The organism is Pedobacter sp. UBA4863 (assembly GCF_002399615.1).
Lineage (GTDB): Bacteria > Bacteroidota > Bacteroidia > Sphingobacteriales > Sphingobacteriaceae > Pedobacter.
Map to the genome: position 1 here is coordinate 16,980 of NZ_DHDZ01000015.1, position 14,860 is coordinate 31,839.

10 protein-coding genes and 1 tRNA gene are annotated in these 14,860 nt (G+C 36.7%); all 11 read left to right on the forward strand.

Features of this window, described 5'->3' with window-relative positions; all coding sequences use genetic code 11:
- Positions 1-9 precede the first annotated feature (9 nt).
- The 11 genes from B3I52_RS01910 to B3I52_RS01955 all read left to right on the forward strand — a co-directional run bounded on the left by B3I52_RS01910 (position 10) and on the right by B3I52_RS01955 (position 14,858).
- Positions 10-82, forward strand: a tRNA-Lys gene (locus B3I52_RS01910).
- Positions 83-396: 314 nt separating this feature from the next.
- A complete protein-coding gene (locus B3I52_RS15940; RefSeq protein WP_422662124.1) occupies positions 397-594 on the forward strand; it encodes an ISAon1 family transposase N-terminal region protein in 198 nt (65 codons plus the stop codon).
- 197 nt (positions 595-791) lie between these two features.
- On the forward strand, positions 792-1,676 hold the full coding sequence (locus B3I52_RS01915; protein ID WP_293298015.1) for an AraC family transcriptional regulator: 885 nt from the start codon (positions 792-794) through the stop codon (positions 1,674-1,676).
- A 116-nt stretch (positions 1,677-1,792) separates the two neighbouring features.
- A complete protein-coding gene (locus B3I52_RS01920; RefSeq protein WP_293298017.1) occupies positions 1,793-2,815 on the forward strand; it encodes a D-alanine--D-alanine ligase family protein in 1,023 nt (340 codons plus the stop codon).
- Positions 2,816-2,947: 132 nt separating this feature from the next.
- A complete protein-coding gene (locus B3I52_RS01925) occupies positions 2,948-4,045 on the forward strand; it encodes a mandelate racemase/muconate lactonizing enzyme family protein (RefSeq protein ID WP_293298019.1) in 1,098 nt (365 codons plus the stop codon).
- A 271-nt stretch (positions 4,046-4,316) separates the two neighbouring features.
- Positions 4,317-7,277, forward strand: a complete 2,961-nt coding sequence (locus B3I52_RS01930; protein WP_293298021.1) for a SusC/RagA family TonB-linked outer membrane protein — start codon at positions 4,317-4,319, stop codon at positions 7,275-7,277.
- A 23-nt stretch (positions 7,278-7,300) separates the two neighbouring features.
- Positions 7,301-8,764: a RagB/SusD family nutrient uptake outer membrane protein gene (locus B3I52_RS01935; protein WP_293298024.1), complete on the forward strand. Its 1,464-nt coding sequence runs from the start codon at positions 7,301-7,303 to the stop codon at positions 8,762-8,764.
- Positions 8,765-8,922: 158 nt separating this feature from the next.
- Positions 8,923-10,110: a serine hydrolase domain-containing protein gene (locus B3I52_RS01940; protein WP_293298026.1), complete on the forward strand. Its 1,188-nt coding sequence runs from the start codon at positions 8,923-8,925 to the stop codon at positions 10,108-10,110.
- Entirely contained in the window at positions 10,107-11,291 is a 1,185-nt protein-coding gene (locus B3I52_RS01945; protein ID WP_293298028.1) for a dipeptidase, read from the forward strand. The genes B3I52_RS01940 and B3I52_RS01945 overlap by 4 nt, the downstream gene beginning before the upstream one ends.
- 2 nt (positions 11,292-11,293) lie before the next feature.
- Positions 11,294-12,898, forward strand: coding sequence for a serine hydrolase (locus B3I52_RS01950; RefSeq protein ID WP_293298031.1), 1,605 nt, complete (start codon positions 11,294-11,296; stop codon positions 12,896-12,898).
- Position 12,899: 1 nt separating this feature from the next.
- Positions 12,900-14,858, forward strand: a complete 1,959-nt coding sequence (locus tag B3I52_RS01955) for an OPT family oligopeptide transporter (protein ID WP_293298034.1) — start codon at positions 12,900-12,902, stop codon at positions 14,856-14,858.
- The last annotated feature ends 2 nt before the right edge of the window (positions 14,859-14,860 follow it).

The following is a 14,860-nucleotide window of genomic DNA, read 5'->3' on the forward strand; positions in this document are numbered from 1 at the left end:
AGAAAGGAAGATTCCGTAGCTCAGCTGGTAGAGCATTACACTTTTAATGTAGTGGTCCTGGGTTCGAATCCCAGCGGGATCACAGAACCAATTCTTAAAATTGGTTCAAATCAATTAAAATGCCTTAAAATATTTAGTTTTAAGGCATTTTTTGTTTGTTAGCATTTTCAATATTGGTTGAAATAGATTGAAATTACTTAAACGTATTGGTGCCTTTATTGGTGCCAGATCAGGGATCATGTACTAAAGTTGTGGGCTCGGGGATAAATTTTAGATATTCGTGCGTTAAAATTTATATTAAATACACGATTCGTTTAAAGTTCTACTTCCCATGATCATCCCGAGGGTGTATCAGGTTATTTTGCACTTTCTGGACATAAAAAAGATACGACCGGTATCCATATCTATCTTGAAGAACTGAACTCAGTTCCGTTTGAATATCAACACAATAAGCTTCTTTTTAATGGTTTCTTCGATGAGGTCATACTGCAGGACTTCCCCATTCGTGGCCAAGAGCTTTATCTGCATGTAAAACGGTGCAGGTGGTTGAACCAGGATACAGGACTTGATATTATGCTTAAGAAGAAGCAATGACCTTATTATCTTTTTAAGAAAACCCCATATTATTGGTCCTTTTAATCTCAATTCATGTCTAAACTATACTTGATTAGTCGTTAATAATCAAAAATTGTCATGTTTTTAAAGGTGTTTGGATAATTTAAGTAGTTTGGAGTTAAGGTTTACATGCTATAAAACTTAATTTTTGCCACTTATATATTAAAGTTATCGTTATGAAAGTTTTGAATCAAATAACAATGTCTGATGCCGATGAGCAATCTATAATTGTACAAGATATAACATTTGTAGATTATTTGCACTGCCATAAAGAGCTACAGATTGCTTACATATATAAAGGACACGGAACTTTAATTATTGGAAATAATATTACACAGTTTGAAGCAGGTGAGGTGTATATAATAGGAGAAAATCAGCCTCATATGTTTAAGTCTGCAGATTCGGAACAAGAAAATACTAAGGCCGTTAATGTTTACTTAAACCATCGAGGTAATCTAGCAGATTTATTTTCTATACCAGAAATGCAGCAAATTAAGAAATTTCTAGAAAATGCTGACTATGGTTTTAGAATTCCAAAAGAACATACAGATACAGCAATTAAATCCATTAGAAAAATAGAAGAATTATCAGGTTTAGATAGGTTAATGGAAACCTTGAATTTTTTTAAACAACTGGTATTAATCTCAGGCTGGAAACCTCTTTCTACAGGACTGTATAATTATTCTTTTGATGGCACAGATCGTTTAGAAAGTATCTACAAATACACTATTGAACATTACCATAATAACATTACTTTAAAGGTTATTGCGTCTCATGCCTGTATGACACCACATGCCTTCTGTAAATATTTTAAAAAATATACCCGAAAAACTTATCTTAATTTCTTAAATGAGTACAGGGTTGGTGAAGCCTGCAAGAAAATACTGTCAGGTAAGTATGATTGTATTTCAGCAATTGCCTATCGCACTGGTTTTAGTAGTATCATTACTTTTAATAGAGTATTTAAAAAGGCAATGGGCATAACTCCAACAGAGTATAAGGAAGAGTTTCAAAAACGAGAAAGTTTAATGGATATTCGGGACCACCGGCTTTATGCCTAGCTTCAATTTTAATTAGTTAATTTTTGATAACAACAGACTAATCAGTAACGCAATTATGAGCTAATACTGAGCTATGTTTGAATAATTGTTAATTATTAACTTTTACCCTGTTATTGATGAAGAAAAAAGTAGCACTTGTTACTGGAGGTTATACTGGCGAGTTGGAAATATCCTTAAAGAGTGCCAAAAATGTTTATCAAAAGATTGATAAAGAAAAATATGACACATATATTATCTCTCTTACTAAAAAAGGTTGGATATATCGAGATAATGAAAAGGATGAGACTTTTAAAATAGATCTCAATGACTTTTCACTAACACTTTACGGTACAAAAATATTATTTGACGTAGCTTTTATTGTTCTTCATGGTTCTCCAGGTGAAGATGGGAAACTTCAGGGTTATTTGGAAATGTTGAATATCCCTTATACGAGTTGTGACCAATTGAGCTCAGCACTTACCATGAACAAAAGCTTTACAAAAAAGATTGTTTCCGATATTGAAAACCTATATCTGGCAAAAGAACTTCAGCTATATAAAAATAAGATCAGCTTCTCTAACGAAACTGAATTGGGGCTGGCTTTTCCTCTTATTGTAAAAACCAATAACGGAGGCAGTAGCATTGGTATTAGTAAAATCAATAATTATAATGAATTGGATACTGCGCTAGATAAGGCATTCTTGGAATGTGATGAAGTACTCATAGAAGAAATGATTGTTGGACGGGAATTTTCGGTAGGTATATATAAAGACGGTAGCGATATAAAGGTATTACCCGCTACCGAAATTGTGATAGAAGGAGATTTATTTGATTTCGAAACAAAATATTTCAATAATAAATTGAAAGAACTTACTCCTGGCCGTTTAAGTCTGTCAGAAATTGACTTAATGGAAAATGTGGTGAAGAAAATCTACCAACGCCTAAATTGTTTTGGAATTGTAAGGGTAGATTTTTTTATTGAGGAACATAGTGGTCGTTTTTTCTTTCTAGAAATTAATACCATTCCCGGGCAAACAGACCATAGTTTTGTGCCAAAGCAAATCAGTGCAGCATCCTTAGACATTACAGCAATCTATACGGCTCAGTTAGAGGCCGCAATTTATCGTAATGCTGCAAAACACAGTAATGTATTGGTTTAATCTATTTCTTACTAATATAAAAATTAATTTTTAAGCCATTAAAGTTATCATGGTTTCATTTCAATAGGCAGTGTATTGGAATGAAACTCGATATTACCTATTCCCTTAATCGTAAAAATTTAATCCTTAAACATGATTATCACCAATATCGAAATTTTTAGGTTCAGTATTAAAATGGAACCCTTTGCTATTGCTACTGGCACCATGACTGTAGCTCCAAACGTACTTATTAAAATAAATACTGAAACAGGTATATACGGTTGGGGAGAATGTTCTCCTTTTCCAGTAATAACAGGAGAAACACAAGACACTTGTATAGTAGTTGCTAAAGATTTTGCTAAACTTCTGAAAGGAAAGAATGCTTTAGATATTGACGGCAACTTAGCCATCTTAAACAGTGCTATAGCTGGAAACAGCACCATCAAGAGTGCATTTGATATGGCCTTGTATGACATTGCCGCAAAAGCAGAAAATATGCCTTTGTATCAATTTTTAGGTGCAGAGAAAAAACAGATCGAAACAGATATTACTATTGGTATTGATACTCCAGAAAAAATGACGGACAAAGCAGCGCAATATATTGCCAATGGTGCTACAATGCTGAAAGTAAAACTAGGTAAAAATCCTAAACAAGATGTGCTGAGAATGCAGAAAATTAGATCTGCAGTAGGTGAAAACATTAAAATCAAGATAGATGCCAACCAAGGTTATAGTTTTGATGAAGCTGTTTTTGTTTTAAATGAAATGGCTGATTTAGATTTACAGTTTTGTGAGCAACCCATGCGCTCTTGGGACGATCATCTATTACCTTCATTAATTTCAAAGTCGTCGATAAAAATCATGGCTGACGAGAGCATTTATAACCATCATGATGCCATTAGATTAATTAATACTAATGCTACCGATTATTTAAATATCAAATTGGCCAAATCTGGAGGTATAAACGAAGCACTAAAAATTAACAAAGTGGCCGAAGAGGTAGGTATGAAATGTATGATAGGAGGAATGTTAGAAACGAGATTGGCCTTGGCCGCCAAAGTACATTTAGCGTATGCAGCATCTACTGTGATGTTTTTTGATTTGGATACCTGTTTGGTGGGACATCTTGAAAATCCTGTGATTGGTGGTGCCAACTATAATGGCTTTTTTGTGGATGTTCTAGATACGCCTGGTATAGGTGCCGATGTGGATCCATTGTATTTGAAAAGATGCGAAAACTGGGTGGTTTAATTTTTATGGAACACTCGAATTTTATAAATCTTTATTCACCTTGACAATTTTTGATATTAACCGAACAATATACATGGCAACTTCGCAGTAGCAGCACTTAATTTTGGTTTAACAAATTGTTAACCACAGTTTAATAAAAAAACAACCTATTATCTAGCAATCATAACTAAACAATTTACAACTAATGTTAAACTTTTATCCAATTCGAGACTACTGTAAATGCAGTAGGAAATTTCTTAAGCCAGTAATTTGGTCCTTACTGATTCTTCTTATGGGCACCAATGCTTATGCGCAACAGATTACTGTTAAGGGGAAAGTGGTCAGCAGCAAAGAAAATATTCCTTTACCAGGTGTTGGAATTAAGGAGAAAAATAAGTCTAATGCTACACAAACAGACAATAATGGTAATTTTTTAATTACTGTTGATGCAAATGCTACCTTGGTACTTTCATATATTGGTTACGTTACTAAAGAGGTTAAAGCATCATCATCTTTAACTGTAAAGTTAGAAGAAGATATTTCTTCTCTATCTGAAGTAGTTGTTTCGGTGCCATATGGTAGTCAAACAAAAGCTTCTTTCACTGGTTCGGCAACTACATTACGAGCTAAAGATTTAGAAGGTAAACCTAGGGCTTCTTTTCAAGAAAGTTTACAGGGTAATGTAGCTGGTTTGCAGTCAAGTCAAGGTTCTGGCCAACCAGGTGGAGGTTTGAATGTAAGGATCAGAGGTATTGGTTCTTATAGTGCTGGTAGTTCTCCATTATATGTTGTAGATGGTGTACCAGTAGTAGATGGTGCAACAACGGTGTTGGCACAAACTTCTAATACCTTAGCTGGTATCAACAGTAACGATATTGAAAATGTAACCGTGTTAAAAGATGCTTCGGCAACTTCTATATATGGTTCTAGAGCGGCTAATGGCGTAATTTTAATTACCACTAAAAGTGGTGCTGCAGGTAAGACTAAAATAAATGCATCTGTACAACAAGGTCTTAATCAAATTACAGATAAGGATAGAAATAGGCCTTTAAATACTTCTGAAATGACAGAGCTATTGATAGAAGGTGTAATTAATAATACCACTGGAGCGCTAGCGGGCATTAACGATCCAACAGCTGCCTATAACTATTTGCTAACCCAAGGTTTAAAACCAGATATAAATACCGATTGGTTAGATGTAATTACACAAACTGGTAAATATGCACAGTATAATGTTAGTGCCGCTGGTGGAACAGAAAAAACTAGCTTCTTCGCATCAGGAGGTTATTATAAACAAGATGCGGTTACCAAAGGTCAAAACTACGAGAAAATTACAGCCAGACTTAGGTTAAAAAACCAGGCTACAGACAAGCTAAGTCTTAACTTAGGTTTTGCACCAAATTTTCAAAAACTTAGCACGATAGTAGGTTCTGGTACAGGTGCAAATCCGGTAAGGTCATTAAATAGATTGGTACCTTGGGTAGCACCTTATAATGCAGATGGTACTTATGGTAGTACTTTATATAATCCCGAATTGCAACGCTTAGAGAACGTTAACGATACTAGAATATATGCTTTATTGGGTGATGCTAGTGCAGAATACAAGTTTTTTGACGGTTTTTCTGCAGAAAGTAAAGTAGGTATTGATGTAAGCTATGCAGATGACTATAAATACTGGAGCCCACTTTGGGTAGACGGTGCATCTGTAAACGGTAGGGGCATGCACTATACCTCTACTTACGTAAACTGGAACATCACTAACTTATTGAAATATCGTAAACAGCTAAACGATTTTGGTTTAGAAGCTACTTTAGGTCAAGAGGCTCAAAAGATTACCAGAAAATTTGTGAGTACGCAAGGACAGAATTTTGCTGGGCAATATCTGTATAATTTATCAAGTACTTCTACACCATTTGTAGCATGGAGCAGCAGTGGCGAATCTACTTTGGCTTCCTATTTTCTTAATACCAGTTTTAACTATAAGCAAAAGTATTTTTTAAACTTAACAGGAAGAACTGACGGTTCATCTCGATTTGGAAAAAATGTACGTTATGGTAAGTTCGGTTCGGTAGGCTTGGCTTGGAACATGCATAAAGAAGACTTTATGGCAAATGTAAAGTTTGTTGATGAGTTTAAGCTGAGAAGCAGTTATGGTATTAATGGTAACCAACATGCAGAATGGTATGCCGTGCCAGGTATTTATTCTACTGGAGCAGTTTACAACGGTAGTCCGGCTTATGTACTAGCTCAAATTCAAAATGATAACTTAACTTGGGAAACCAATAAACCTTTTGATGTTGGTGTAGATGTTGCAATGTTTAACCAACGTTTAACTTTTACTTTAGATTATTTCAATCGTGTAACTGGAAAATTATTGATGAACGCTCCAATATCATATACTAACGGATTGGGCTCTCAAGATCAAAATATAGGTTCATTTAGAAACACAGGTTTAGAGTTCGCGATAAATTCGCACAATATTAAATCTTCAAGTCCAGCAGGTTTTAATTGGAAAACTAATTTCAATATCTCAACAATTAAGAATAGAATTATTGAGCTGAGTGGCACCGACCAAATTATTTCGGGCAGATATGTAAGAAATAAAGGTGGTGATTTTTACGAATTCTACATGCCGGGATGGGCAGGCGTAAATCCAGCCAATGGTGAAGGTTTATGGTACACCGACGAAACAAAAACTGCAACCACTAATACTTATAATTCTGCAGGTTCTTTTGCGCAAGGTAGTGCATTACCTAAATTTTTTGGAGGTTTAACCAATACATTTGATTATAAGAAAATTTCCCTGTCGTTTATGCTTTACTTTAACGTAGGCGGTAAAATCTACGATAGTTGGGGTACGTTTACATCAAATGATGCTAGTAGTGGTATTACTGATTACGGAGCTATTGCCAGGGTAGATTATGATAACCGTTGGCAAAAACCTGGAGATAATGCAACATCGCCGAAAATGGTTTTTAGAGGTTCGCAAACAGGACTTTCTGGTCAGCACTCTTCACGTTTCTTGTACGATGGTACTTATGTGAGATTGAGAGATATTACGCTATCGTACGAGCTTCCAATTAACAAGAAGTATTTAAACAACGCACAGGTTTATCTTAGAGGTAACAACCTACTTACTTACACTAAGGATGACAGACTTAGAAATGATCCAGAAGTATTCATTGGTGGCCAGTTAGATCAAAATCTACCTATCGCCCGCCAGCTATTACTAGGTTTAAATATTACATTTTAATTCATCTGTTAAATTTTGGATTCATGAAATCATCAATCAAACATATAAATATTCTACTGGTTACATTGGCGCTTAGTTTAGGTGCCTGTAAAGACAGTTTTTTGGATTTGAAAAATCCACAATCATTACCCTTAAATGGTACCATTAAAGATTTGGCAACATTAACTACGGCAGGTAATGGTGCTTATGCACAACTAAAAGATGTAAATTATTACGGCAGATCGTTTTTGGTTATACCCGAGTTATTTGGTGATAACGCATTTGTAAGCAGATCTAACGGTGGTCGATATCAGGAAGAAAACCTTCTGGCCATTACCCGCGAAAGCGGTGTGGGTGTTAGTGCTTGGGCGGCAATGTACCGTACTATTGTTAATGCAAATATTACCATTACAGAGGGAGAAAAATTACCAGTTTTAGCAGCTCATAACCAGGTGATTGGTGAGATGTATGCCCTGCGGGCCTTGGCTTATTTCGATTTAGTGAGATTGTTTGCACAGCCTTATAATTTTACTGCAAATGCTTCACATTTGGGTGTTCCATTGGTGTTAGAACGTAAAGACGAGTTAATTAAGCCTGCTAGGTCTACAGTTGCCGAAGTGTATGACCAAATCGTTTCAGATTTGAAGAAGTCGCTTACCTTAATGACTACTGCGCAAAAGCCAGCTAAATTTACACCTACGGCGGCAAATGGCTTGTTAGCTAAGGTTTATCTTTACATGGAAGATTGGGAAAACGCCGAAAAGTATGCAACAGATGCTATAGCTGGCCCCTATACCTTATTGGCTAGAACAGCGTATGTAACCAGTTGGGCTAACAAATTTTCAGTCGAATCGTTATTTGAAGTAGGTACTTTAACTACCGATAACCTTGCGGCAAATTCTATAGGTTATTTTTACGAACAAGCAGGTTATGGAGAAGGCTTGGCAACTCAAGACCTTTATTCGAAATATACTGCTTCAGATGTTCGTAGGTCATTAATTCAAGTTGGTGTAAGAAGTGTAACTTTCGAAAACCCGGCATATTTTGTTAAGAAATATCCTAAAGGAACATCAACTAGAGACGATAATTTGAAAGTATTGCGCTTATCAGAAGTTTATTTAATTAGGGCAGAAGCTAGAGCAGAACTAGGCAGAGCAGACGCTACTAAAAATGCAGGTGCATTATCTGATCTTAATATGATAGCACAACGTGCAGATGCAGCTGCTTTGGCTTTAGCAGGTCTAACTGGCGACGATTTGGTGGAGCGTATCCTTTTAGAAAGAAGAAAAGAATTGGCCTTTGAAGGTAACCGTTTCTTTGATCTTACCAGAAGAAAGAAAAATGTTGACCATTGGGTTTCAGAAACAAATTTAAGCCCTACTGCGCCAACCTTGCCAACGCCGCCAGTAACATTTACATATCCGAACGAAAAATTCGTATATCCTATTCCTTTCGCAGAAATAACAGCAAATCCAAATATTAAACAAAATCCTGGATGGGTACAATAATAAGTTAGTTAGTAAATAAAATCACACAGGTAATATTTGATTATTAGAGCTTAATATTTGGATAATATTTAATAATCAGAATTGATAACTTGTAAAATCTTAGTCTCTATGGTGTAATACCTTTAGAGATTAAGATTGATTTTATATAAAGAAAAATTATGAGAGTAAATTTAAAGACCTTCTTATTGGTTATTTTAGTTTCTTGCTTGTTCGCATGTAAGAAAGATAGTCCAGCTCCTCTACCACCAGTTGTTAATCCTCCGGTAAATCCCCCTGGTCAAGGTATTTCTCTACCTCAGGTAGATGATGATATGAATAACTTTGTGGCAAAATATCAACTTCCAGGGGTTTCTATAGCCATTGTTAAAGGTGGAAAATTGGTATATGCCAAAGGATATGGCTTAGCTGATAAAGAGACGCTTACAAATGTAGATACCAGTAGCTTATTCCGTATTGCAAGCTTAAGTAAATGGATTACTTCGACTGCAATTATGAAGTTGGTTCAAGAAGGTAATTTCACAGTAAACGATAAAGTATTTGGTACAGGTGCCATTTTGGGGAACACTTATGGCACGCAACCTTATGGGCCAAATATTACAAATATAACGGTAAATGATTTGTTGCACCATACAGCTGGAGGTTGGGGTAATTCTTCAAATGATCCCATGTTTTCAAGCCCTGAACTTAATGCCGATGACCATATCAGTTGGGTGTTGAACAGCGTTCCTTTGATCAATCAGCCAGGAGCAGTTTTAGACTACTCGAATGTAGGTTTCAGCATTCTCTGCAGAATTATCGAAAAAATATCGGGAAAACCTTACGAACAATATGTGAGAGAAAACATTTTTAAACCTGCCGGGATAAAAAACATGCAGATTGGTACTTCGGCCTTATCAGGTAGAAAGCCGAATGAAGTAAAATATTATGGTATAGGTACCGCAAATCCTTATGGATATCATGCCAATGCCATTACCCGTTTGGGCGGTGTAGGTGGTTGGATTGCCAGCCCGATAGATTTGATGCGCTTTTTGGTAAGGGTTGATGGTTTTGATACTGTGTCAGATATATTAACACCACAAACGTTGAACATCATGTCGGCCAAAACTGCCAACAGCGGTAACTATGCCTGCGGATTTTTGGTAAGCAATAACGGAAATTGGTACCACGGTGGTACTTTAACGGGTACAAGAGCTTGGATGGTAAAAACCACAACTGGCTTTAGCTGGGCAATTCTCATTAATACCAGTGCTTCTGGAAACTTAAACACCGATTTAGATAAACTGATATGGCCAGCAGTAAATAATGCAAGTACTCCTTGGCCAACTAAAGATCTGTTTTATCCATGAAAATACTACTAAAACTAATGCTAGTGGGAATGCTGAGTAGTGTATTGAATAATTTATATGCACAACCCTATAAAAAGCTACATTATAAAAGTATAGTGGCCGATGCTCATAATGATGTGATATGGGCGCAAACCATGAAAGGTTTCGATATTTCTGAAAAAACAAATCGTGGTAATACCGATTTGGTTCGGTTAAAAGAAGGAGGTGTCAATCTTCAGATTTTTTCTATTTTCTGCAATGAAACCTATGGGAAAGGCAAGGCATACCCTTTTGCTATTGCTATGATGGATTCTTTGAAGCATATTGCTGATAGAAATGCAGATAAAATAGCGCTAGCGACGAATGTAACGCACATTAGAAAAATCATTAATTCTGGTAAAATTGCTGCTTTAATGGGGGTCGAAGGTGGTCATATGATAGAAAATAATCTCGATTATTTAGATGAGTTTGCGAAGCGTGGTATCAAATACCTCACCCTAACTTGGAATAACAGTACAGAGTGGGCCACTTCTGCTGCCGACGAAACCAATAATCCAAACCTAATACAAAAAGGGCTGACCAACAGAGGAAAGGAAATTGTGAAAAGGTTAAACAACTATGGCATTATTCCAGACCTTTCTCACGTTGGCGAGCAAACATTTTACGATGTGTTGGCTATTACAAAAAAACCAGTTATTGTTTCCCATAGCAATTGCCACGAAATAGCGCCACATCCCAGAAACTTAAAAGATGAACAAATTAAAGCTATTGCTAAAAACGGTGGCGTTATCGGTATCAATTTCTATTCTGGTTTTATAGATAGTGCTTATCATAAAAAAATAGATGGATTAATGGCCAAATATCCAGAAATGGTAGCCGAGCTTGCAAAGCAATATAGCAGTAAAGGTTATATCGCTAGGGCATTATTTCAGAAAATATCCCAAACTGAAGTGAACTCAATTAGACCTCCAATTGCCATGATGATTGACCACGTTGATAGGATGGTACGTTTGGCTGGGATAGATCATATCTGTATTGGTGGAGATTTTGATGGAGCAGAATCTTTTGCATTAGGTTTGGACGATGTAAGGGATTATCCGTTAATAACCGAAGAACTAATGAAAAGGGGATACACCAAAAAAGATATTAAGAAAATATTAGGTGAAAACTTATTGAGGGTCTTAAAAGCTAACGAAATATAAAAATGAAGAATATACTAAAAAAGAGGATGCTGGCACCCTTAACGGTGCTGATTTTAGTCTTGACATCTGATCTTTATGCGCAAAAAGGAAACGAACAGTTGCCTAAAGACTTTGACAGATATGTTCAAAGAGTACTTGAAACTTTCGAAGTTCCAGGAATGAGCATTGCCATTGTAAAAGATGGAAAACCTTTGTTAACCAAAGGATATGGTATAAAGAAAATGGGACACCAAGATCGTGTTAATGAACAAACTTTATTTCCTATTGCTTCTAATTCAAAAGCTTTTACGGCAACAGCATTAGCTTTATTGGTAGAAGAAGGTAAAATTGCTTGGGATGCTCCTGTAATAAATTATATACCAACTTTTAAAATGGGCGATCCTTATATTACCAGCCAATTGACCATTAAAGATTTATTGGTACACAGAAGTGGAATAGGAGCTTATGCGGGGGATTTATTACAATTTCCTCCCTCTAATTATACAAGGGCAGAAATTGTAAGTAAAATACAATACCTGCCATTAGTTAATAGCTTTAGAAACAGCTACGCCTACGATAATATTTTTTATCTTTTAGCAGGAGAGGTAATCGAAAAAGTATCTGGCTTATCGTGGGAAGACTTTGTTAAGCAACGAATATTGGATAAAGTGGGCATGGCAAGCAGCATTACCAGAGCATCGCTTTTTAAAACTAAAAATAATACTTCGGCTTCTCATGCCCGATTTGATGGAATAGTAAAAGAAGTAACTAATTTTTCTGAAGCTGGCATTGGCGATATTACCAATCCGGCAGGTGGTATTGCATCTAACTCGGTTGATATGTCTAGGTGGATGATTACACAACTCGATTCGGGCAGGTTAGAAAATAGGTCACGTTTATTTAAACCATCAACGGCAACTATGCTTTGGAGAGGGGTTACACCCATGCCGGTGGTAAACTTAGCGGCAGAAATAAAGCCAGCGCAAATGGAATATCAGCTCTATGCTTTGGGCTTTTATACCTATAATTATAGATCAGAACGAGCGGTGGTTCACGGTGGAAAGTTAGATGGATTTGTTTCTAGGGTATTTATGATACCCGGCAGAAAACTCGGAATTACGATTTTAACCAATCAAGAAGAAGGAGGGGCAATTTCTGCTATCATTAATCATGTAGTAGATCATTTTATTAAAGCGCCAACGTTCGATTGGGTTGCTGGTTATAAAAAAATGCAGGAAACACAACTTTTAAACGTTAAAAAAGCAGATCAAAGTACCTCTACTGCCAGAAATGCTAATTCTAAACCTTCTTTGCCATTAGTTGCCTATGCAAATAATTACAAGGATGCTTGGTATGGTAACATTAGCATTAAGGAAGATGCGGACCGCTTACTGATTAATTTTACGCACAGTAAAGGAATGGAAGGTGTTTTGGAGCATTGGCAGTACGATACCTTTGTGGTACGTTGGAAAAACAGAGAATTAAAAGCAGATGCCTTTATCACTTTTTCGCTAAATCCAGATGGCAGTATAGAACAGGCCAAGATGAAAGCCATTTCTCCGGTTACCGATCCTAGTTATGATTTCCATAATTTATTGTTAAAGCCGCTTAAATCAGATAAAAAGTAAGATGTCCATCAAAGAAAAAGAATTTAAACCCTATATATCTGCTAAAGACTTCATCCCCGAATTTACGCTTAGAGCCATCATTATGGGGGCAATATTTAGTGTTATCTTTGGGGCGGTATCTTGTTATTTAGGTTTGAAAATAGGATTGACCGTAAGTGCATCTATTCCTATTTCGGTTTTGGCAATATCCATCTTTAAGAAATTGGGCAAAGCCACTATCTTGGAGTCAAATATGGTACAAACCGTTGGTTCTGCAGGCGAATCTGTAGCAGCTGGGGTAATTACTACTATTCCTGCACTATTATTTTTGCCTGGCGGAGAAGACTACTTTAAATATTTCCAGATTTTTGTACTGGCCTTTACAGGCGGTATGTTGGGAATTTTGTTCATGGTTCCTTTACGCAGATCACTAATAGTAAAAGAGCATAAAAATTTGCCCTATCCAGAAGGTACTGCGTGTGCCGATGTGCTAATTGCAGGGGAAAAAGGCGGGAACTTAGCTCAAAAAGTTTATTATGGCTTAGGTATCGCGATATTATATAAACTATTAATGTCAATCCTGGGGTTTTGGAAAGAAGTACCCTCATATATCTTTTCTAAAACCTCTGTGCTGCCTAATGCCACCATTAAAACTGAAGTAGGGCCTGAATTATTGGGCGTGGGTTATATCATTGGGCCAAAGGTAGGTAGTGTGATGTTGGGTGGTGGTTTGTTTTCATGGATTGTTCTAATTCCAATGATTACGATGCTTGGCGATCAATTAAGTGTACCATTTTTACCAGAAAAGACTAAATTAATAGCACAAATGAGTGCCGATGAAATATGGAACAGGTATATCAGGTACATTGGAGCTGGAGCGGTAGCATTTGGTGGTTTAATTACTCTCATCAAATCGTTACCAACTATCGTAAGCGCCTTTGGTGATGCCGTTAAAGATTTAAGAAAAAAAACTAAAGGGGATGGCGAGATATTACGTACCGAGAAAGAAATTCCATTGATTTGGGTAGTACTGGGTAGTATTGGTCTGGTAGCATTTATGGTGGTTATACCTAATATACCTACAAATCTGCTGTCTGCTTTGATGATTGTAGTTTTCGGTTTCTTCTTTGTAACCGTCTCATCCCGTATTGTAGGCTTAATAGGCTCTTCAGCCAATCCCGTTTCTGGAATGACCATAGCTACCTTAATGGCAACTTGCTTAATTTTTATAGGCATGGGCTGGACTGGTGATTATTATCAACCAATAGTGCTGGTAGTAGGTTCCATTGTATGTATTGCAGCAGCAAATGCAGGTGCAACTTCGCAAGACTTAAAGACAGGATATTTAGTAGGAGCTACGCCATTTAAACAACAAATCGGATTAATTATTGGCGTTGTTGTGGCTGTAGTAACTGTTGGTTTTACTATTCTATTATTGCAAAAAAACGTAGGTATTGCAGTAGTTACCGAAGCGCATCCAAATCCACTACCTGGCCCTCAATCGGTTTTAATGGCTACCGTAATTAAAGGTCTTTTAAGTAAAGACTTGCCATGGGGGCTGGTAATTGCAGGCATGGGTATTTCGGCTATTATGGAATTGTGCGGCGTAAATGCATTACTTTTTGCTTTAGGTACTTATCTGCCTTTATCTACCACGTCGGCTATTTTTGTAGGTGGTATGGTGAGAAAAATTGCAGAACGTAAACAACCAAAAACCGAAGCAGAATCGGAAGCGGGGGCAGGAACATTGTTTAGTTCTGGGCTAATTGCCGGTGGCGCACTTACCGGAATTATTGTAGCTATTCTTGTCGGAACAAATTCTGGTACCCCGGGTGTATCACTTGCTGATAAACTCAATATGAAGATTGGTGAGGGAATGGGGCCTTTAGGAGACCTGATTGCAGCAGCGATATTTTTATTGCTGTGCATTGTTGTTTATCGTTTCGCAATATCTAAAAATAAATCTGAAGTAAATCAATGATC